At 59.1% G+C, this 19,250-nt stretch carries 22 protein-coding genes and 2 pseudogenes; 13 read left to right on the top strand and 11 right to left on the bottom strand.

Annotation, left to right across the window (positions count from 1 at the left end; genetic code table 11):
• Positions 1-62 precede the first annotated feature (62 nt).
• From LOY52_RS15045 to LOY52_RS15025, 5 genes are all read left to right on the top strand, one after another.
• Positions 63-827 carry a hypothetical protein gene (locus tag LOY52_RS15045; RefSeq protein WP_258674715.1) on the top strand — a complete coding sequence of 255 codons (765 nt, stop codon included), beginning with the start codon at positions 63-65 and terminating at the stop codon, positions 825-827.
• A gap of 29 nt (positions 828-856) precedes the next feature.
• Positions 857-1,294, top strand: a complete 438-nt coding sequence (locus tag LOY52_RS15040; RefSeq protein ID WP_258674713.1) for a hypothetical protein — start codon at positions 857-859, stop codon at positions 1,292-1,294.
• A 98-nt stretch (positions 1,295-1,392) separates the two neighbouring features.
• A complete protein-coding gene (locus LOY52_RS15035) occupies positions 1,393-2,058 on the top strand; it encodes a response regulator (RefSeq protein WP_258674710.1) in 666 nt (221 codons plus the stop codon).
• Positions 2,034-3,386: an ATP-binding protein gene (locus tag LOY52_RS15030; protein ID WP_258674708.1), complete on the top strand. Its 1,353-nt coding sequence runs from the start codon at positions 2,034-2,036 to the stop codon at positions 3,384-3,386. Before LOY52_RS15035 ends, LOY52_RS15030 begins: the two co-directional genes overlap by 25 nt.
• A gap of 41 nt (positions 3,387-3,427) precedes the next feature.
• Positions 3,428-4,813 carry a hypothetical protein gene (locus LOY52_RS15025; RefSeq protein ID WP_258674706.1) on the top strand — a complete coding sequence of 462 codons (1,386 nt, stop codon included), beginning with the start codon at positions 3,428-3,430 and terminating at the stop codon, positions 4,811-4,813.
• A 79-nt stretch (positions 4,814-4,892) separates the two neighbouring features.
• On the opposite strand, the gene LOY52_RS15020 is transcribed toward LOY52_RS15025, so the two are convergent.
• From LOY52_RS15020 to LOY52_RS15005, 4 genes are all read right to left on the bottom strand, one after another.
• Positions 4,893-5,342: a GNAT family N-acetyltransferase gene (locus LOY52_RS15020; RefSeq protein ID WP_258674704.1), complete on the bottom strand. Its 450-nt coding sequence runs from the start codon at positions 5,340-5,342 to the stop codon at positions 4,893-4,895.
• A gap of 166 nt (positions 5,343-5,508) precedes the next feature.
• On the bottom strand, positions 5,509-5,667 hold the full coding sequence (locus LOY52_RS15015) for a DUF2986 domain-containing protein (RefSeq protein WP_065118213.1): 159 nt from the start codon (positions 5,665-5,667) through the stop codon (positions 5,509-5,511).
• Positions 5,668-5,716: 49 nt separating this feature from the next.
• Positions 5,717-6,049 carry a low molecular weight protein tyrosine phosphatase family protein gene (locus tag LOY52_RS15010; protein ID WP_258674703.1) on the bottom strand — a complete coding sequence of 111 codons (333 nt, stop codon included), beginning with the start codon at positions 6,047-6,049 and terminating at the stop codon, positions 5,717-5,719.
• Positions 6,046-6,246, bottom strand: a complete 201-nt coding sequence (locus tag LOY52_RS15005) for a hypothetical protein (RefSeq protein ID WP_258674701.1) — start codon at positions 6,244-6,246, stop codon at positions 6,046-6,048. The genes LOY52_RS15010 and LOY52_RS15005 overlap by 4 nt, the downstream gene beginning before the upstream one ends.
• A gap of 233 nt (positions 6,247-6,479) precedes the next feature.
• Here LOY52_RS15005 and LOY52_RS15000 point away from each other — a divergent pair, with 233 nt between their 5' ends.
• Positions 6,480-7,175: a tRNA (adenine(22)-N(1))-methyltransferase TrmK gene (locus LOY52_RS15000; protein WP_258674699.1), complete on the top strand. Its 696-nt coding sequence runs from the start codon at positions 6,480-6,482 to the stop codon at positions 7,173-7,175.
• A 73-nt stretch (positions 7,176-7,248) separates the two neighbouring features.
• Positions 7,249-7,728: a MerR family transcriptional regulator gene (locus LOY52_RS14995; protein ID WP_258674697.1), complete on the top strand. Its 480-nt coding sequence runs from the start codon at positions 7,249-7,251 to the stop codon at positions 7,726-7,728.
• Positions 7,729-7,743: 15 nt separating this feature from the next.
• Here the strand turns inward: LOY52_RS14995 and LOY52_RS14990 are convergent, their stop codons facing one another.
• Both LOY52_RS14990 and LOY52_RS14985 read right to left on the bottom strand, forming a co-directional pair.
• A complete protein-coding gene (locus LOY52_RS14990; RefSeq protein WP_258674695.1) occupies positions 7,744-8,748 on the bottom strand; it encodes an acetoacetate decarboxylase (ADC) in 1,005 nt (334 codons plus the stop codon).
• Positions 8,749-8,785: 37 nt separating this feature from the next.
• Positions 8,786-9,523 (bottom strand): type 1 glutamine amidotransferase domain-containing protein, encoded by a 738-nt coding sequence (locus LOY52_RS14985; RefSeq protein WP_258674693.1) that lies wholly within the window; start codon positions 9,521-9,523, stop codon positions 8,786-8,788.
• A gap of 248 nt (positions 9,524-9,771) precedes the next feature.
• Between LOY52_RS14985 and LOY52_RS14980 the strand changes: the two genes are divergently transcribed.
• The 3 genes from LOY52_RS14980 (at position 9,772) to LOY52_RS14970 (ending at position 12,774) form a co-directional block, all read left to right on the top strand.
• Positions 9,772-10,851: a trans-acting enoyl reductase family protein gene (locus LOY52_RS14980; protein ID WP_258674691.1), complete on the top strand. Its 1,080-nt coding sequence runs from the start codon at positions 9,772-9,774 to the stop codon at positions 10,849-10,851.
• Positions 10,852-10,925: 74 nt separating this feature from the next.
• The gene (locus tag LOY52_RS14975; RefSeq protein ID WP_258674689.1) at positions 10,926-12,158 is read left to right on the top strand and encodes an NADH:flavin oxidoreductase/NADH oxidase family protein; all 1,233 of its coding nucleotides are present in this window, start codon (positions 10,926-10,928) and stop codon (positions 12,156-12,158) included.
• A gap of 181 nt (positions 12,159-12,339) precedes the next feature.
• Entirely contained in the window at positions 12,340-12,774 is a 435-nt protein-coding gene (locus LOY52_RS14970; protein WP_258674687.1) for a GFA family protein, read from the top strand.
• Between the two features lie 21 nt (positions 12,775-12,795).
• Here the strand turns inward: LOY52_RS14970 and LOY52_RS27445 are convergent.
• Together LOY52_RS27445 and LOY52_RS14960 are read right to left on the bottom strand one after the other, a co-directional pair.
• Positions 12,796-12,879, bottom strand: a pseudogene (locus tag LOY52_RS27445) (DUF1993 family protein); the annotation flags it as partial.
• 46 nt (positions 12,880-12,925) lie between these two features.
• Positions 12,926-13,318 carry a MerR family transcriptional regulator gene (locus LOY52_RS14960; protein ID WP_027614191.1) on the bottom strand — a complete coding sequence of 131 codons (393 nt, stop codon included), beginning with the start codon at positions 13,316-13,318 and terminating at the stop codon, positions 12,926-12,928.
• Between the two features lie 74 nt (positions 13,319-13,392).
• Here LOY52_RS14960 and LOY52_RS14955 point away from each other — a divergent pair, with 74 nt between their 5' ends.
• Positions 13,393-14,472, top strand: coding sequence for an SDR family oxidoreductase (locus LOY52_RS14955; RefSeq protein ID WP_258674685.1), 1,080 nt, complete (start codon positions 13,393-13,395; stop codon positions 14,470-14,472).
• A gap of 145 nt (positions 14,473-14,617) precedes the next feature.
• Here LOY52_RS14955 and LOY52_RS14950 read toward each other — a convergent pair whose 3' ends face one another.
• Both LOY52_RS14950 and LOY52_RS14945 read right to left on the bottom strand, forming a co-directional pair.
• A complete protein-coding gene (locus LOY52_RS14950; protein WP_258674683.1) occupies positions 14,618-15,739 on the bottom strand; it encodes an SMP-30/gluconolactonase/LRE family protein in 1,122 nt (373 codons plus the stop codon).
• A 115-nt stretch (positions 15,740-15,854) separates the two neighbouring features.
• Positions 15,855-16,885: pseudogene (locus LOY52_RS14945) on the bottom strand (NAD(P)/FAD-dependent oxidoreductase).
• Positions 16,886-17,021: 136 nt separating this feature from the next.
• Here LOY52_RS14945 and LOY52_RS14940 point away from each other — a divergent pair.
• Both LOY52_RS14940 and LOY52_RS14935 read left to right on the top strand, forming a co-directional pair.
• Positions 17,022-18,137: a saccharopine dehydrogenase family protein gene (locus tag LOY52_RS14940; protein WP_258674681.1), complete on the top strand. Its 1,116-nt coding sequence runs from the start codon at positions 17,022-17,024 to the stop codon at positions 18,135-18,137.
• A 2-nt stretch (positions 18,138-18,139) separates the two neighbouring features.
• Positions 18,140-18,631, top strand: coding sequence for a DUF2269 domain-containing protein (locus LOY52_RS14935; RefSeq protein WP_258674679.1), 492 nt, complete (start codon positions 18,140-18,142; stop codon positions 18,629-18,631).
• Positions 18,632-18,639: 8 nt separating this feature from the next.
• Here the strand turns inward: LOY52_RS14935 and LOY52_RS14930 are convergent, their stop codons facing one another.
• Positions 18,640-19,092 (bottom strand): thiol-disulfide oxidoreductase DCC family protein, encoded by a 453-nt coding sequence (locus LOY52_RS14930; protein WP_258674677.1) that lies wholly within the window; start codon positions 19,090-19,092, stop codon positions 18,640-18,642.
• Between the last annotated feature and the right edge of the window lie 158 nt (positions 19,093-19,250).

Genomic DNA, 19,250 nt, shown 5'->3' with positions numbered 1-19,250 from the left:
GTATTGGCTCGTATCTTCCCCTCAGCGCAAGTTCAGCGCTGGACAGGAGAGGCGATCCACACATGAATCCCGCAAAAGCCGGATGGCTTAACAAAGTCCCCAAAGTGACACTGGCCTTCTGGGTGATCAAGATTCTCTCGACGACCGTGGGTGAAACCGGCGCCGACTTTCTCGCCGTGGATGCCGGTTTCGGCGCTGGCTGGACCAGCATCGGCATGGCGCTGCTACTCGGGTGTGCGCTGTTCGTTCAACTGCGTAAAACCGCGTATACGCCCTGGATCTACTGGTTGACCGTGGTGCTGGTGAGCATCGTCGGCACGCAGATCACCGACATCATGACCGACATGCTCGACATCAGCCTTTACGTCAGCACCGCGGTGTTTTCGGTGTTGCTGGCAGTGAACTTTCTGATCTGGTTCACGATGGAGGACAACCTGTCGATCCGCGAAATCAACACGCCGCGACGCGAGCTTTTTTACTGGTCCACGGTGTTGTGCACCTTCGCCCTGGGCACTGCCGCCGGGGACCTGGCAACCGAAGCGTTGGGGTTGGGCTTCACCGTCGGTGCAGTGATATTCGGCGCGCTGATCGCGGCGACGCTGTTGGCCTGGCGGATGGGAGCCAATGTGGTGCTGACCTTCTGGATCGCCTACATCCTCACCCGTCCGTTCGGCGCCTCTCTCGGTGACTTGCTGACTCAGGCCAAGACCTACGGTGGCCTGGGCATGGGCGCCGCCTGGACCAGTGCGATCTTCCTCACTGTCATTGTGCTGCTGGTGGCGGTCGCGCAGATCAGCCTTGGCAATCGCAAAACCCTCACTCAATAAACGTTTGGATACTCCCTCAAGGAATCAACATGCACGCCTTCAAAACCGCTTTTCGCCACGTCGCAATCATCTCGTCTCTGGTCCTGCTCGGCGGCCTCGCCGGCTGCTCGAAACCCGCTGACAAACCCGCTGCCGGTACACCGACCAGCTCTTTGAGCGCGCCGCCGCAATCGGGCTCGAAGCTGGGTGACCTGAGCCAGTTCCGCAACATCGCCGCTGACGTCAGCGCGCGGGTCGAGAAAAACGACCTGCTCGGTGCCAAGACCCGGATCAAGGATCTGGAGACCTCCTGGGACTCTGCCGAAGCCGGCATCAAGCCGCGTGCCGCTGCCGACTGGCATGTACTGGACAAGGCCATTGACCGCGCGCTGGATGCTCTGCGCGCCAGTTCGCCGCAGCAGGCTGACTGCAAGGCGGCCATGGATGATCTGCTCAAGGCCTTCGATTCGATGAACGGCAAGCAGTGATCGCAGCGCTGAACCGGAGGCGGACAAACGCCGGTGCAAGTGCTTCAATACAGGCGCGATGGCCATGACCGTCGCGCCTTTTTCTGTCGGAGCGCTGCATGCGGATTCTGCTGGTCGAAGATGACCTGATGATTGGCGAAGCCATCGAGGCGGCGCTCAAGGAGGCGAGCTACGCCACCGACTGGGTGAAAAACGGCCTCACCGCGCTGGCGGCGCTGGACACCCAGACCTACGACCTGGTGTTGCTGGACCTCGGCCTGCCCGGCAAGGACGGGCTCGATGTGCTGGATGCCATTCGTGCGCGCAACAACCCCGTGCCATTGCTGATTATCACCGCCCGCGATGGCCTCGATGACCGGCTGCGCGGCCTCGATGGCGGCGCGGATGACTTCCTGCTCAAACCCTTTGCCATGGCCGAGTTGCTGGCACGCATGCGCGCGGTATTGCGCCGGCGCGGCGGTAACGCCCAATCGTTGCTGGATAACGGCGAGGTGGCGTTGAACCTGGTCTCGAAACAAGCCTCTACCGCGCAAGTCGCCGAAGTGCAGCTTTCCAGTCGCGAGTTTGCGCTGTTGCAGGCGTTGTTGATTCGCCCGGGGGCGATTCTCTCGCGCAGCGAACTTGAGGACCGGATTTACGGCTGGGGCAACGAAGTCGAAAGCAACGCGGTGGAGTTTTTGATCCATTCGCTGCGGCGCAAACTGGGCAACCATGTCATCAGGAATGTCAGGGGGATGGGATGGATGGTTTCAAAAGGCGTTTGAGCGACTCGGTGCAGTCACGGCTATCCATCACGCTGTCCCTGGCGATTCTTGTCGTCGCCTTGCTCGCCGGTGCATTCGCGTTCATCTCGGCACTCGACGAAGCGCACGAAATGCAGGACGAAAGCCTGCGTCAGGTGGCGCTGCTGTTCGACCGGCAGCACATGACCCTGGGTTATCCCGCTGCCGGGCAGGTCGTTGGTGATGACGAAGACTCGCGGATCACCGTGCAATACCTGGCCGACAGCAGCAAAGCCGTCGGGACTGATGACGCGAGTATTCCGTTGCCTTTTCCCCTGACCCTGACCGATGGTCTGGCGACGCTGAATATCGCCGGCGAAAACTATCGTGTACTGGTCAGAACCACCTCGGCAGGCGAACGCATTGCGGTCGCGCAGGAAGCCGACGTGCGCGACAAGGAAGCGCGGGAAAGCGCCTGGCGCAGTCTGCTGCCGTTTCTGATCCTGTTTCCGGTGCTGCTGTTGGTGGTGGGGGATCTGGTGCGCAAGCTGTTTCGCCCGATCGCGACGCTTGCGGCGGAAATCGATCAGCGTGACCAGCAGGCCCTGCATGCGATTGATGAACAGCACTTGCCGAGCGAAATCCGGCCCTTCGTCGTGGCGATCAATCGATTGCTGCGCCGCGTTGCGCAGGCGATGGAGGCGCAACGACGGTTTATCGCCGATGCCGCCCATGAACTGCGCTCGCCGATGACCGCGCTGTCGCTGCAGGCTGAGCGATTGGCCGCTGCGCCCATGTCGGCTGACACCCGGCAAAACTTTCTGCCACTGGCTCAGGGGATCGAGCGCAGTCGCAAGCTGATCGAGCAATTGCTCGCTCTGGCCGCCGCACAATCAATCGCGCAACGCGCCGAGGCCGCCGTGTCGGTGCATGCCGTGTTTCGCCGAGTGCTGGAAGACCTGCTGCCACTGGCAGAGAACAAAGCCCTCGATATCGGCGTGGAGAGCGTCGAGGATGTGCAGGTCGTCATCAACGAACTGGATCTGATCATCCTGATCAAGAACCTGGTGGATAACGCCATCCGCTATACCCCGGCGGGCGGACGAGTCGACCTCAGCGTCGAACGGACGGAGCAGGGCGCGCGCATCGAAATCAAGGACTCGGGGCCGGGCATCCGCGCCGAAGAACAGGCGCTGGTGTTCGATCCGTTCTATCGCAGCCTGGGCACCGGAGAAGCCGGGTCCGGGTTGGGGCTGTCGATTGTCAGGGCGATCGCAGAACGCACGGGAATTCGGGTGGATTTGAGTTTTGTCGATGAAATGGGGCGGTGTGGCTTGCGTGTTTCGCTGTGGTTGAAAGATAGGTTGTGAAAGAACCCTGCATTTAAAAAAGCGATGGCGACATGCATGCTATGGCCCACGCCAATGTTCGGACGTCAGGGATAGTCAGCTATATGTGGAAAGTTTTGTTGCAAAGACTCACCGGAAAAACATCCACCACTGCAAAGACCGAACGCTCAGTAGATCCAGTAGATCCCCCTGAAGTCTTGCCGGCACATGACTGGAAGTGTCTGGTCACGTCCTGGGATGGATTCACCCGGGAGGCCGGCCTACGGCAAATCCGCTCATCGCAGTCGATCGAGCGGCTGGCGTCCATTATCGTGCGGCTCAACGATTGGGTGCCGCAGGTACGCGCGGCGGCCAGAGACGCTTTCGCAGACTACCTGACCCCCGAGTATGGCCCTTGGCTGATCGCCAAGACTCCCGCCATCCTTGCCCTGGAGCAGCGTCGACGCGAAGACCACGGCGCTACCATCCAAAAGCTTGAAGCGCTGCTGGCAACACCTGAATGCCTCGCGCAAACCACAGCGGCCTTCGAAACCAGCCGTGGCGCCTGTACGCGGTTGTTTTTCAGGGTACTCGCTCAGACAAAGCGCGCAGATGAGCTGGAGGCGTTTCTTGTCGCGAGCCTTCATCATGCAGATTTCAATGTGCGGCGGGCTGCGCTCGACAGGGCAATGGCGCTGCCTCTGGAATCGGCTCGGAAGGCCATCGCCTATGGACTCGCCAGCAACAGCAGCATTCTCAGGCGCCTGTCGTTTCTGCAAGCCATTGAGTTGCAAACGGATCGCACACGACTGATCGAAGCCTTTCTGACCGACCCATCGTCTGCAGCAAGATCGACTGCACTCTGGGCCGCCAGAAAGTATGGCGTCGACCCGGTGCAGGTACTTCAAGCGCAACTGGCAGGCGAGATTCCCGCGACCAAAGCCCGTTGGCTTGGCGTACTCGGGTTGGCGCAGTCGCTTGGCATGGCCATCCCGCAAGGGTGGATGAACGCGGCCCTCAGCCAAAACAGTGGTGAGGTTCGGTCACTGTTCTTGAGCCTCGAAGGAGAGGGCAGGCCTGATTTACTGATCGCGGCTATTGCGGACCCGTCACGCCCGGTGTTCGAGGCCGGGGTACGCGGCCTGCGCCCGCAGCCGTGGAAAGTCATCGAGTCAGCATTCAGCGCGCAGCTCGAAACACTCTGGCCAACGTTATCCGCCTCTCGACGTCAGGCGCTGCTTGAGCTGATGCCCAAGTGGACGCAGGCCGGATATCTGTTGCAGAAGTTGTCTCGCACACCTGCTGAACCTTCCGTGCTTGAGCAGTTGCGTGCATGGGTCTATGGCCAGACTTACTCGATTACTGACCGAGAAACTTCGGTAAGCGAGCGTGCCCGAATTGTCGCGAAACTGACTGCACTTGAGAAGGACGGGGTATTGCCGACAGGGTCGGTTGCCAGGCTGACATGAAGGTGATGTCAGGCAGGCATGAGTGTCCGAACCCGGATAGGTTGAATCGGGGAAGGTCTGTTATGCGGTTGGATCCGGATCACGGCTGCTGGCTGTCATGGCCTGTCCACGACATTTCGATATGCGTGTCCGTTGCCCCAGTCCTGCGAAAACCCAGCCGTTCATAGAGCTTCTGCGCCAGAGTGTTCGTGCGAAAAGCGCCTAATTGCAAGGGCACCTTGCGGGCAGTGGCCTCCAGTTGGAGGTTCTTCAGAATCTGCGAGCCAATGCCCTTGCCTTGGTACGGCTGCGAAATAGCGATGTTCTGAATATGGATTCGGTCTTCCTTTTCCAGTATCTGCACATAGCCAACAATCCGGCCGTCTTGTTCAATAACCGAAGTGGCTGCGCAGGCGAATTCCGCTGCGAAATTTGCCCGCTGCCAGTTCTCATCCCAGCCCCATATTTTTTCGATGTGTTCGCGGAAGACTGCTCGATGCAAGTCGAAGAGGGTTGTCTGGTCACCATCGGTGGCGGGGCGTAGCGTCATGCGGGTCTCTGATTTGTGCTTTTGACTTGATGAGGCTAGTGGCTGCGACAACAAACGGCAATTCGCATCCATATGGCCCGCAGTATCTGATTACCCCAAGTACATCGAACGACGAAGCCGGTCGCGTATCTGTAAAGCACGTTTAATTGAGGCCTGATGCAGCGAATCAGCTCTCGCTGCTCTCAACCGGTTCGGCCGCCGCTTCGGCAGCCATCTTTGCGCGGTCAGCTTTGCTGATGTACTTGGGCTTTTTCGGCGCCAGTTTGGCGCTGGCCTTCTTGGCCTTTTCCTTGAACAACTGCTGCAGTTTCTTTTGGCGGTTCATGTTTCTACTCAATATGAAAAGTACAGGGATGAGGATGACAGCCTGAGCACTAAACCCGAGGCTCGAGATAAGGCTTCACGACGTCCTCAAGAATGTCCACCAGCTCGGGATCCATGAAGCGATAGTCATCTGGAATATCCAGCGTGTGGATCGGCTTGTGCTCAAGTAATCGGGCGTATTCTGCTTGCAGGCGATTGAGGTGCTTGTGCTCCATGACAAAAATGACATCGGCCCAGCGGATATCCGCCGGGCCGATGGGTTTGCGTGCGTTGGGGCTGGTGCCTGCCGAGCGGGCCTCGAACCCGGGCCGACCGCGCCAGATCGCTTCCGCCGTCGGACTGCGCCATTGGTTGCGGCTGCAAACGAACAGGAGATTGGTCACACTTGATCCAGCAATTGGCGGGTGGTGCGGATGGGATAGCTCATGCCCAGTTGGCGCGCCCTGGCCAGTTTGTCGGCACGGGTATACATCAGCTTCCAGTTCTTTTGTGGTTTGAACTTCAGCGGATCAGCCGTTTTGCCGTTGCCGCGTTTACGGGCCTGATGACGTCTCCAGGCACGGTTCTTTCCATGCTTCATTTCCTCGTGAGTACCGGGTTCAGCAGCCGCGGTAATACGAGTTGTGGGTATGGTAAGCGTGAATCGACGCAGTGGCTAGGTGGTTGAGCCGTTGAAGCCTTGCCTCTGCAGCCACTGGTCACACCAACGCAGTAAGGTGCTTGCCCGGATTTGAAATACCCATCATTGCCCGCTAGAGTCGCGCCCCTTGTCCGGCCAGCAGCGCCGGCGATGGCTGGGGAAGAGGGCGGCAGTTGAACGAACACACATTGTCCATGCGACTGGAGCGGGTGGCGGCGCAGGTGCCGGCGGGCGCTCGGCTGGCGGATATCGGCTCGGATCACGGGTATTTGCCGGTGGCCCTGATGCGCCGTGGCGCCATCGTTGCGGCGGTGGCCGGCGAGGTGGCGCTGACGCCGTTCCATGCCGCGGTGCGCACGGTGTGCGACAACGAACTGCAGCAGCACATCCGCGTGCGTCTGGCCAGTGGCCTGGCGGCGATCGAACCTGATGACGGAATCACCGCGATCAGCCTCTGCGGCATGGGCGGCGAGACGATTCGCGACATCCTCGACAGCGGCAAGGCGCGTCTGCGCGGGCACGAACGGCTGATCCTGCAACCCAACGGCGGCGAGCAACCCTTGCGCCAATGGCTGATGGACAACGGCTACCGCATCCTCGACGAGGAAGTGCTGCAGGAAAACCGTTTCTTCTACGAAATCATCGTCGCCGAGTGCGGTGCACCGCTGAGCTACAGCGCCGAACAGTTGTACTTTGGCCCATTGCTGATGCAAGCACGCAGCCCGGCATTCATCGCCAAATGGCAGCGCTCGTTACGGCAGAAACAGAAGACCCTGAACAGCTTCAAACAGGCGCGCCAGGCTGTACCCGAGGAGAAACTGGAAGAAGTTGCGCGACAGGTTCAGTGGATGACTGAGCTGTTGGCTTGATCTGCCGTGTTGGCTCTTGCACTCCTTCAGGTTTAAAGTCAGCTTCAAGGTTAACGTGCTTGCGGAGTTGGACATGAGAATCGGTGAACTGGCAAAAATCAGCGGACTGGCGCCGTCGCGCATCCGCTTCTACGAAGCGAGCGGATTGATCACTTCGGTCGCGCGCAAAGCCAATGGCTATCGCGATTACGCCCCCGACACACAGTGGGTGTTGCATATCATCACCGGCGCGCAGGCGGCAGGTTTCTCCCTGGAGGAAATCCGTCAGTTGATGCCGATGAAGGCGAGTGGCTGGCAGCATGACCAGTTGCTCAGTGGCTTGAAGCAAAAGGTCGAAGAAATCGAAGTCCTGCAGCAACGGCTAGCGCAGAACAAGGAGCAACTGCTGCTGGTCATCAAGGGGATCGAGAGCAAGCCTGCGGGGATGGCGTGTGCGGACAATGCGCAGAGGCTGATCCAACGGCTGTGCGAAGAAGGCGGGACGCCTGCTTCAGACAAGCGGGCAGCCGGTGCGGCCGGGAAAAGAACCACCCGTCAGGCTGCCGGAGCCTGACGGGCGTTAGCGTTTTCAGCGCTCGCCAATCAGCGTGGCGAGCGGCTTTGGTGCGTAAAGTGCGCTCTGGAACTCAGGGACATATTCGTACTTGAGCATTTTCCCCAGCTTCAAGTCGCGCAAGTAGTTCGACAGGCTGCCATCGCCCAGTGTCAGCGTGGCGGCATCCGCGTCCCGGCTGGAACCGTGGCTGAGCTGGCGCGACACCGCGTAGCCATAGGCCGGTTGGCCCTGGTGATCGAGGTTGGTGAAACTGCTGGTGACGATATGCTCATTGCGCGACAGTTTGTCGAGCTTCTTCGTGGTGAAGGACACGTCCGGTTTGCCGGTCTGGCTGTCGCTGATCTCATAGATCACCGATTGCCCGTTTTCTTTGCGATCAATCCCTGTCAGCCATTTCGGCAGGTTGTAACCGATGACTCCGCGCACCCGTGCCAGCTCGGTATTGACCGGCAACTTGAGCACATAACCCCAGAAATCTTCTGACATCGACTGGCCAATCAACGTGAGCGGGCCCAGGTTGGCTTTGCCGGGTTTGTTGGTGATGATCGACACGGCAACTTCGTTATAGGCGTCGTTATCGCAATGCTCGTAGGTGTACGCAGTGAACGCGATCAAGCCGCGTCCTGGCCAGACTTGCAGCGGTTGCACGGTGGCCAGTATTTCGGGCGGCATCAACGCTCGGAGTCGCTCGAGGTCGGCCGTGTAGATCGCCGTGACACGACTGTTCTGATAGTAGAAGTTTGGCGAAAACGACTCGAAGCCAATGTCGACCTTGTGCTTCGTGAGGCCCTTGAACCAGCTCAAATCAACGCCCGGGACTTCGGCGGCAATCACCGATAACGGCGGATTGGAGCGAAAGCGGTCATACAGGCCGCCCTTGACGACGGGTACTGAATGGCCGGCAATATCGATGTTGGTGGTCTCGGTCAGGTCGGGCATTTCAGGTGTCTCCGCCAACGCAGCGTTGGCAAAAGTGGTGATCAGCAATCCTGTTAAAACGGCGCTTGCGAGTTTCAATCGGACTTTCTCCGGTGGTTAGGCACTACAAAAAGATTTAGCGCGTTTGTTCGTTGGCGTTGAGCACCGCCATCACGGCTTCAGCCACGGCTTTGGGCGATTGAGGGTTCTGGCCGGTCACCAATCTTCCATCGGTAATGGCAAATGAAGTGAACGGCAGCCAGCCCTTGCGGTAGCGCGCGCCCTGGCTCACCAAGCGGTCCTCGAGGAAGAAGGGCACTTGGCTTTTCATTCCCGAGAACAACTCTTCGCGGTCAGAGAAACCGGTGATGTTTCGGTTCTTGATGATCAATTGGCCCTGGCTGTCCTTCAGGTCCAGCAGACCCGCTACGCCATGGCACACCGCCGACACGATGCCGCCCTGGTTGTAGATGGTTTCGGCGACCCGGCGCAGGTCAGGGTTGTCGGGAAAGTCCCACATCACGCCATGGCCCCCGGTGAAGTAGATGACGCCGAAGCGGGACGGATCGACCTCGGCGATCGGCAGCGTATTGGCCAGGCGCGCGCGGAACGCAGGGGACTGCAAATGCTCCCGCGCAGCCTTGTCCATGTACAACCAGCCCAGACTGCGTTCGTCCAGAGGCACCGCGCCACCCTTGGGGCTGGCAAACACAGTGGTGTAGCCGGCGGCTTCCACCACATCGGTGAAGTGGGTCAGTTCGGTCAGCCACAACCCGGTGGTATCGGTTCGAGAGGGATAGCTGGCGTGATTGGTCATGATCACCAGGATCTGGCGATCCTTGATAGCCGCCGACTCAGCATTTGCAAACGTCATGAAAGCACCACCTATCAATAACAGGGCAGAGGAAACAAGGGTCTTGAGCATCTTCCGGGCTCCATCGAGCAAGCAGGTCGGCGCATGCTCACCTTAAACCTCACTTTAAGGTCAACCCCGCTGCTGCGAATAATTTGCGTCGATGCCATCGGACTTTTGCTTGACCCTCAATCTGACTTTAACGCTAGCGTCTGAAGCTGATTGGGCAAGGCAATTACGCCGATCATCAATCCACTCAGGAGCCACGCATGACTCAGCAAGACCAACCGGATACACCGATGAAATGGATGATTTATGGCGCCAACGGCTATACCGGCGAACTGATCGCTCGCGATGCCGTCAGGCGTGGACTCAGGCCGGTGTTGGCCGGACGTAGCCGCGACAAGGTCGAAGCGTTGGCCCGGGAGCTGGGTCTCGAAGCCCGAGTGTTCGGTCTGGATGACCCTGCGCGGTTGCTGGCGCAGATCAAGGGCCACGGTTTGATTCTGCATTGCGCGGGGCCGTTTTCCGCGACCGCCGCGCCGATGATCGAGGCTTGCCTGCGAGCCGGCGCACACTATCTGGACATCACTGGCGAGATTGCCGTATTCGAACATGCGCAGTCTCTAAATGAGCGGGCGCGGGCAGCGGGGTCAGTCATTTGCCCCGGCGTCGGCTTCGATGTAGTCCCGACCGACTGCGTTGCCGCCGCCCTGAAAGACGCGCTGCCGGATGCGACGCATCTGGCGCTGGGCTTCGATTCACGTTCGAGCTTTTCACCCGGCACTGCCAAGACATCAATCGAAGGCCTGGCGCAGGGTGGCAAGGTCCGACGCGACGGCAAGATTGTTTCCGTGCCGCTGGCCTATCGGGTACGGCGTATCGATTTCGGTGCCGGGGAGAAGCTGGCGATGACCATCCCCTGGGGCGATGTGTCCACCGCCTGGCACACCACCGGCATCGCCAATATCGAAGTGTTCATACCGGGTTCGGCGGGGATGATTCGCGGCGCCAGGCTCGCCAACTGGATTCGTCCGTTGCTGGGACTGTCGTTTGTGCAGCGGCTGCTCAAGGCGCGCATCGGCAAGACAGTGACCGGCCCGGATCAGGCAAAACGTGCTGACCAAGGCACCTATGTGTGGGGCGAGGCCCGCAATGCGCGCGGTGAAAGCAAAGTCGTCCGCGTGCGCACCGCGAACGTTTACAGCCTGACGATCGACGCTGCGTTGGCGGTGGTTGGCTATCTGTTGCAGACACGTCCGCCCGGCGGTGCCTACACACCTGCGCGGTTGTTGGGCGCGGATCTGGTGACGCACTTGCCTGGGTCGAGCGAAATCAACATTGAATGACCTTGAAAAAAGTCGTTGACCTTCAAGTTCACTTCAATCTTATGGTGGCCTCATCTCCAGTTGAGGACCGCCCCATGAGCTTGTTCGACCCCCTGACCTTACCCAACGGTTCGACCATCAAGAACCGCATCGCCAAAGCCGCCATGGAGGAAAACATGGCGGACGCCGATCAGGCACCCTCTGCAGAACTGATGCGTCTGTATCAGGCATGGGCCGACGGTGGTGCCGGGCTGATCATCACCGGCAACGTGATGGTCGACGGCCGCGCCATGACCGGGCCGGGCGGCGTGGTGCTGCAGGATGATCAGCAACTCGACAAGTTCAAGCGCTGGGCGCGGATCGGTCGTTCTGCCGGTGCGCAGTTCTGGTTGCAGATCAATCATCCGGGGCGCCAGATGCAGTCCAACCTCGGGCAGAAAACCTGGGCGCCGTCAGCGGTGCCGCTGGAACTGGGCAAACTGTCCAAGCGTTTCGCCACGCCCCACGCCATGACCGCCAGCGTGATTGAGGACGTCATTCAGCGCTTTGCCCATACCGCACGCCTGGGTGAACAGGCGGGGTTCAGCGGGGTGGAAATCCACGCCGCTCACGGCTATCTGTTGAGCCAGTTTCTCTCGCCTCTGACCAATCAAAGAATGGACGAGTGGGGCGGCTCTCTGCAGAACCGCGCGCGGTTGTTGGTCGAGATCGTCAAGGCAGTCAGGGCCGTGGTTTCTGCAGAGTTTGCCGTAGCGGTCAAACTCAATTCCGCCGATTTCCAGCGCGGCGGATTCACCGCTGACGATGCGAAAAAGGTCGTTGAACTGCTCAACGATCTGGGCGTGGATCTGGTGGAACTGTCCGGTGGCAGCTACGAGGTTCCGGCCATGCAGGGTGAGGCGCGCGATGGTCGAACCCTGGCTCGCGAGGCCTATTTCGTCGAGTTTGCCCGGGACCTTCAGACCGTTGCCAAAATGCCAGTGATGGTCACCGGCGGCATCCGCCGTCGTCCAGTTGCCGAAAGCGTCGTGCACAGTGGTGTGGACATGGTCGGCATCGGTACCGCGTTGGCCATCGATCCGTACCTGCCGCGTGACTGGCTGCAGGGCAAGGACAACGCCCCGCAATTGCCGCCGATCAGCTGGAAAAACAAGGGCATCGCCGCCTTGGCGAACATGGCGGTGGTGAAGTTTCAGCTGGGTAAACTCAGTCAGGCGAAAAAGCCTGATCCGGGTGTGTCACCGTTACGCGCGCTGATTTTGCAGCAGATCGCCATGGCGTTTCGCACTCGGCAATATCGGCGCTGGGTGGAAAAGCGTTCGGCGTGAGTCGCAAGGCATTTCAATCGTGAGGTTGGCGGACGCTCTGAGAAGAGCCCGCCAAGTCAACCGATGGCAAACTGTGGGCGCAGTTTTTTATTCGGGCCAAGGTCATACGGTCGCAGATCGCTAGAATGCGGTTTTGAAACTTCAGCATGGATGCGCAAGCGCTCGTCCAAAGGAGATATCCGTGATAACAGGGCAGTGTCTTTGCGCCGCAGTACGCTTTTCCCTCGCAGTGGAACCGCGCTTTTTCTATCGCTGCCACTGCTCTCTGTGCCGTAAGCAAACAGGTGTCGGGTTCAACCTCGCCACTCTGGTCAACGCTCGGGACTTTCGCTGGGATGCAGGGCAGGACTCGATCAGCAGTTGGGTCAAACCCAGCGGTTACAGGAATGATTTCTGCGCACAATGCGGCTCGACTGTGCCCAACCCGCTTCGCGGATCACCTTACGTGTGGATTCCGCTCGGCCTGCTCGATGAGGATCTGAACATGGAATGCGTTGGCGATTTCTGTGTGGACGATGCCATGTCATGGGATACGCAGCGTTCAACGCAGAGTCATCACGGTGCGGTGGAGTCACTGGAATTTCTTCTGCAAGAGCTCCGGGTCAACCCTGATTGACCCTGAAGCTCGGGGCTGCAATTACTTCCTCAGATACGCAAACATGTGCTGTACATAATCCGCGTTGCCCAGCGGCACACCGTTGTGGCGCAGGATGTTGTAAGCACAGCACACTTTGCGCAGGAGCCTCCCCACGGCATTTGCCGTAGGTTCAATGATTGGCAGCGTCGCTCAACTGTTGAAGCTCAAGTTGCCTGGCAGCACTCGCTTCGAGGGCCGCACGCTCTACATCCAGATACCGATGAATGCTTTGGAGGTTGGCAATTTTCTGTTTGATTTCGGCCATCTTCTTTTCAATCAGCTTCGCGCCGTCAGCACAGTCGATCAGCTTGTTGCGCTGCGCATCCAGAATCTCGCCTATTTCCCCCAAGGAAAATCCCATGCTTTGCGCGCGCTGGATAAAGTCCAGATCCTGCAGGGTTTGCTCGGTATAGACACGATAATTGTTGGTTTGCCGCAGCGGTGAGATCAGGCCGATCTGCTCGTAGTAACGCAACGTATGACGGCTGGCGCCGCTGCGAGCCTCGAGTTCGCCGATTTTCATGAAAACACCGCTTGACTGTAGAGTTGGGTCGATACTTTACGCTTGATCTCTCACCTTCAACAAGGAGCAGGGAAATGAGCGTGGAGTGCTTTGTCACGGGGGGGACCGGCTTCATCGGTCAACATTTGCTGGCGAACCTGAGTGCAAAAGGTCACACCCTCCGGGTGTTGATGCGTCGCCCGGAGCGGCTGGCTGCGTTGCGCGAGCAAGTTGATAGTTTAGGCGGGTGCGCGACACGGGTATTTGCCGTGGCTGGCGATCTGGAACAGGACAATCTCGGGCTGAGTCTGGCTGATCAGGAAGTGCTGAGGCGCGCCAGGGTCATATTCCACCTGGGCGTCCACTTCGCATGGGGGCTTTCGGTGGAGCAGTCTCGCGCGGTGAATGTGCAGGGGGCAAAGCGTGTGGCGCTGTTGGCGGCTGAGCAAAAAAGCCGTTTGGTGATGATCGGCGGCTACATGCTGAACAATCATGAACATCTGCAACGTATCGGCATTGATCCTCGTCATCCGGAGTTGACGAACTGGCCCGCCGTCTACCGGCGTGTCGGTGGTTACGAGGCAAGCAAGCTGGAGGCGCATTTTGCGACTCTGGAGGTCATGTCTGCCAAGGGCGGGGAGATGACCGTTGTCCACCCTGCGACGGTCTGTGGCCACAGCCGCACGGGGCATATCGTTGACGGCCAGCCTTTGGTGGCGCTGATACGCAACCTGGCGCAGGGCAAGCTGACTGCGGTGCCCGGTACCGCCGAGCACTGGCTGCCACTGGTCACCGTGGATTATCTGGTCGAACTGGTGGTCGCTTGTGCTTTTGATCCTGCCATGGTGGGCGAGGAACTGCTGGCGCTTGATGATCAGACTCCAAACTTGCGAGAACTCCTGGCACAGGTGGCTAAACCTTTGGGCTTGAAGTCTCCCAAACATCACATTTCACTCCGACTGCTGAAGTGGCTACTGAGTATTCCCCCGGTCGCGTGGTTTTTGAATACAAAACCCGAAGCCCTGGGCTTTATCCAGACCACTCGTTTCAACACCGCGGCGGTCGAGCAATTTGCCAACAGGCATGGAATAGCCAAACCGGATATACGTCAGGCTTTGCAGCACACGGCAACGTTCGTCGCCGCGTATTGCATAGCCAAGGGCCAGGCACTCTGACTTCTCCCTTGGGCGGCGCCGTCGATACAGGGCGGCATTCTATCGAACGGCAATTCAGCGACAAGGATCGTCACCGCGCAGCCTCGGATGCGCGGCAGGATCTTGTTTCGATACTCAAGGAACTATCGCTAGACCAACGTCGGTTTTACAACGCAAACGTAGTCCCGCGAGTATTCACAAACAATGAGTAGATCGAGTGACTACTGGCCATGAACAGGCGATTGCCTTCGCGCCCCCCGAAGCACAAGTTCGGGCAGCGCTCTGGCAGGGAAATGTGCCCGATGGCCTTGCCCTGCGAATTGAAAACACGCACGCCGTCGAGTTTTTCCAGGTCGGCCTTGGGATCACCATTGCCGCCCCAGCCGCACCACAGGTTGCCCGCTTCGTCGCATTTGATGCCGTCAATCGCGGCATAGTCCAAGCCTTCGATGTGCTTGCGGCGTTCACCCAGGGTGCCGTCGTCTTTCACCGCAATCGCCCAGATCAGGCGATTGGGCTTGGCGCGACCTTCGACGACATACAGGGTCTTTTCATCGGGAGAAAAGCACAGGCCGTTGGGGCCGTTGAGGTCGTCGATTACCCGAGTGACTTTTTGGCTCTCGCCGTCGATGCGGTAAACGGCGTGGGGTTGGGTCGGGGTGATTTTGTGGCCTTCGTAGTTATTGCTGGTCTGGAATGGCGGGTCGGTGAACCAGATCGAGCCGTCACTTTTGCAGACGATGTCGTTGGGCGAGTTGAAGGGCTTGCCGTCGAAACTGTCGGCCAGCACGGTGATCGTGCCATTGTACTCGGTGCGCGTGATGCGGCGGCCTTCGCTAGTGGTGGTGGAGCCTTCGCAAACGATCAGACGCCCTTGGCGATCCCGACACATGCCGTTGGAGAAGTTTGAGTGTTCGCGGTACACCGTGAAGGTGTCGGTGATTTCGTCCCAGCGCATGATGCGATTATTGGGGATGTCGCTGACCAACAGATACCGGCCATCACCGACCCACACCGGTCCTTCGGCCCAGCGCATGCCGGTGGCGAGTTTTTCAACACTGGCGTTGAAAACGCGTAGCTCAAGGAAGCTGTCGTCGAGGATGTGAATCAATGGGTCAGGGTAGCGCTGACTCAAGGGTTCGGCGGCATCGGAGAAGCGGGGCAGTGCGGCGCTGCCGACGGTGGCGAGCGTGGCGGAAACAGCGAGCGATTGTTTCAGGAAACTGCGGCGGGTATTGCCTTTCGCTTGGCCAGGGCTTTGAGGCTTGGCGGACAGGAATGAGTCCATGTAGCGATCTCCGTGGTTTTATTTTTGTTTAGGAGACGTAGTAATACCTTGTGATAAGACATCGTACAAGTAAGCATGCCATCGCCAGCGCTGCATTTTATCGCGGGTGAATTGCTCAAACCGGTAATTGGAATCGAACTGGCCGACACGGCGCTAACTCGCTCGCAAAGCCTCCCCCGACGATCTCCTCGGCCACCAGTCGTCCTACGACTGCCGCCAGTGTCACGCCCGGATGCATGACGCAAACATACGCACCACTGATGTTCGGCAGATAACCAATGACTGGAATGCCATCGACAGGCATTGGCCTGAGGCCGACGCACGCCAGCGCGGGCTCTATGGAAGTCAGTCCATGCAATTCGTGCTGGATGGCTTTGGCCGTTCTCTGCGCGATAGCGTGCGCGCTGTTTTGCGGTGCCTCATCTATATAGTCTTCCGCAGCGAGCATCCTGCCGTCGGTGTCTTGCCTGATTTCTCGGAGCTGGAAATGATGGTGTTCACCCGATGCGGTTGGGTTTTGTATCGGATGAATATTGCGGGTGAGGCGTCGATGGGCAGGGTGACGTTCAGTTGATCCACCAACAGCGGGGTGGCGGTTCCAGCTGCCAGTACGACAACGTCGGCATCGTGCTTGCCCGTCGCAGTGATCACGCCGCTGACGATACCGTCCAGAATCTGCAAACCGAGCACTGGCGTATGGGTGAGCAGAGTCGCTCCTTGCGCCTGCGCACCTGCAATCAAGGCCCGCGTTGCCTGCACGGCATCCAACGCGCCTTCTTCGTCAGCAAAGAACGCCCGTTCTGGAGGATGTTTGAGGTTGGGTTCAAGCTCTAGAATCTGCGCGCTATATATAGAAGGCGCTTGAAACCGGCCATCGCCGTAAGACAGCGCACCGGTCCAGCGCACCTTCAGCCCCGGCAGTTCGGATTCAAGTCGGCGGTATTCTGCGATGGCCGCTGCGCGCAGCGGCGCAACGGAGTCGTGACCGCCGTGCGAAGTGTTGATCCAGGCAAATGAGCAGGCCGTCACACCGGACGCAATCTCACCGGCCTCGATCACGACCACTTTTGCACCTTTCGCGGCGAGGTGATACGCCAGTGACGCGCCGACGATTCCCGCGCCGATGACGATGATTCGTTTACTCATATCAACCTCCGTTGTCGAGGCGCTGACGTTACTACATCGCCGCCCTTTGGCGCAGGCTTGCCTGACCCGGTGATATCAGGGAAGCTGCGCCGAACCCGGTTACGGGTCAGTTGTTGAATTGTTCAGGGAAGCGTTGATGGCACTCAGGGTGTTGGTGGTTGGCGGGTATGGAAACTTTGGCAGTATCGTTTGTCGGCATCTGATCGACATGCCGGGCATCGAACTGGCGATCTCGGGGCGCGATCCGCAGAAGCTGGAGCGCAAGGTCGCTGAGTTGGGGGCGAGCTGCGAAAGCTGGTGTGGTGATGCGATGGGCGCCGGGTTCGCCGCTGCTCTGCGGGCAATGAATATTCAACTGGTGATCCACACGGGCGGTCCGTTTCAGGGGCAATCCTATGCGGTGGCCGAAAGCTGCATCGAGGCGGGCGTCAACTATTGCGATCTGGCGGACTGCCGGACGTTCGTCAATGGCATCGGCATACTCGATGCACGGGCGAGGGAGGCCGGTGTCGCCATCCTGGGTGGTTGCAGTTCGGTGCCTACACTGTCGTCGGCGATCATCGATGAGCAGCGCTATCGCTTCAAACGCATCGACTCGATCGAGCACGGCATTTCCTCGTCGGCGAAAATGCCGGGGTTGTCGACAATCGAGGGTGTGCTGGCGTATGCGGGCAAACCGATCCGCCAACTGCGCAATGGTCAAGTGCATGAGGTGATGGGCTGGGAAGACCTGACCCTGCGCAAGCTGCAGAACCTGGGCACTCGTGCGCTGGCCAATGTGGATGTGCCGGACATGGACATCTTTGCCAGTCGGTTTGGTGCGCACACGTTGAGTTTCAAGGCTGGCGCCGGTCTAAAGCTCGGCGGCGTGGCCAATTATCTGTTTGCGCTGGCGATGAGGAAAGGGCTGGTGCGTGACCACAGGGTGTGGGCGGCCCGGTTGCATCGCTGGGGGACATGGTTCGAACGTTTCGGTGACGGCAAAAGTGCGATGTATATAGACGTGCAGGGTGTCGGTTTGAACGACCAGCCGTTGTCGATGACGGCGCAACTGACTGCGCTGAATGACAAGGGGCCGGAGATCCCTAGTTGTGCTGCCGTCGCTCTGGCCGCGAAGATCGCTCAAGGTTACTTGCCCGAACCGGGGGCCCGTCCTTGTGTCGGTGAGATCAGCGTCGACGAATACATGGCAGCGATCAACGATCCGCAGAATCTTGGCCTGTCCGTGATTTTCTCTGACGGGATGCGTTGAGCATGCTTTATCTGAGCGTGAAGTACGTGCATGTCGTCGCTGCGATTTTCCTCTTCGGCTTCGGCATGGGTTCCTATCTGTACCTGATCGCCGCCAGTCGCACGGCCAATCCGCAAGTGATTGCGCATGTGGCGAAGATGGTCGTGCGCTATGACGCCTGGATCACCACGCCGGCAGGCTTCATCCAGATCGCGACGGGGTATTGGCTGACAAGGCTTTCCGGGTTGCCCTTGACCACGGACTGGGTGCTGATGTCGCTGATTCTGTTCTTTATAGTGGGCTCGCTTTGGCTGCCGGTGCTGTTGCTGCAGAAACGTTTGCAAGGGATGGCGGCGGACGCGGTGCAATGTGGGGCGGGGATTGATGCTGATCACCGGGCTGTTTATCGGCAGTGGTTCTGGATGGGTGTTTGCGGGTTTCTGGGGATGTTCGTGATCGTGCTGATGATGGTGACGAAGATGACGCCGGGGCAGTGGCTGCAGTTGATGTTGTAGCTGAGCATTCACACCGGCGACTTGAGAAAGCGTCGTTCGTGATCGGGGTCGGGTAACAGGCAGCTGTCGTACTTGCCGAAGATCCGATAGCGATTCAGTGCCACGCGGTCGTAGGCCCAATCTCTAAGTGCTCGTGGGAAAACTCGCAGAAGCCTGACCGGTGACCAACGAGCGGGCAGTTGTGCAATGACTTCGAAGAACGCATCGGAGCGCACCCAGTAATGCTCGTCGCGGATCACCGCCATAGTGTCGAACTCGTCCACCGGGAGACCGGCCCATGCCAGCAAGGCCTGACCTTCTGGCGATTGCACTGCCGCCAGGCGCACTCGCTGCTTGTTGTCATGACGAATCAGAAAACGCGCCCAGCCATTGCATAATTTGCAGACTCCGTCGAACAGCACCACGGTCTCGCCTGGATTGAGCAAGGGGGCGGGGGTAGGGCGGATTCGGGAGCCGGGCATGGGGGAAGATCCAGGAAGTTGGGCTGTCATTGTGAGGCATCATCCGAAGGCGGTGTCTTAGGCGATGGACTATATGCTGCGCATCCGCAGCGGTTGCGTCTATATATAGAAGGCATTTTGGGTGCCTTCATAGAAAACTGAAATTAACGGTTGACGGC

Source organism: Pseudomonas sp. B21-051, from assembly GCF_024748795.1.
In the GTDB taxonomy this organism is placed as follows: Bacteria; Pseudomonadota; Gammaproteobacteria; order Pseudomonadales; family Pseudomonadaceae; genus Aquipseudomonas; species Aquipseudomonas putida_A.
Note: the sequence above shows the minus strand (reverse complement) of the source record. Positions and strands in the feature narration are given on the sequence as shown.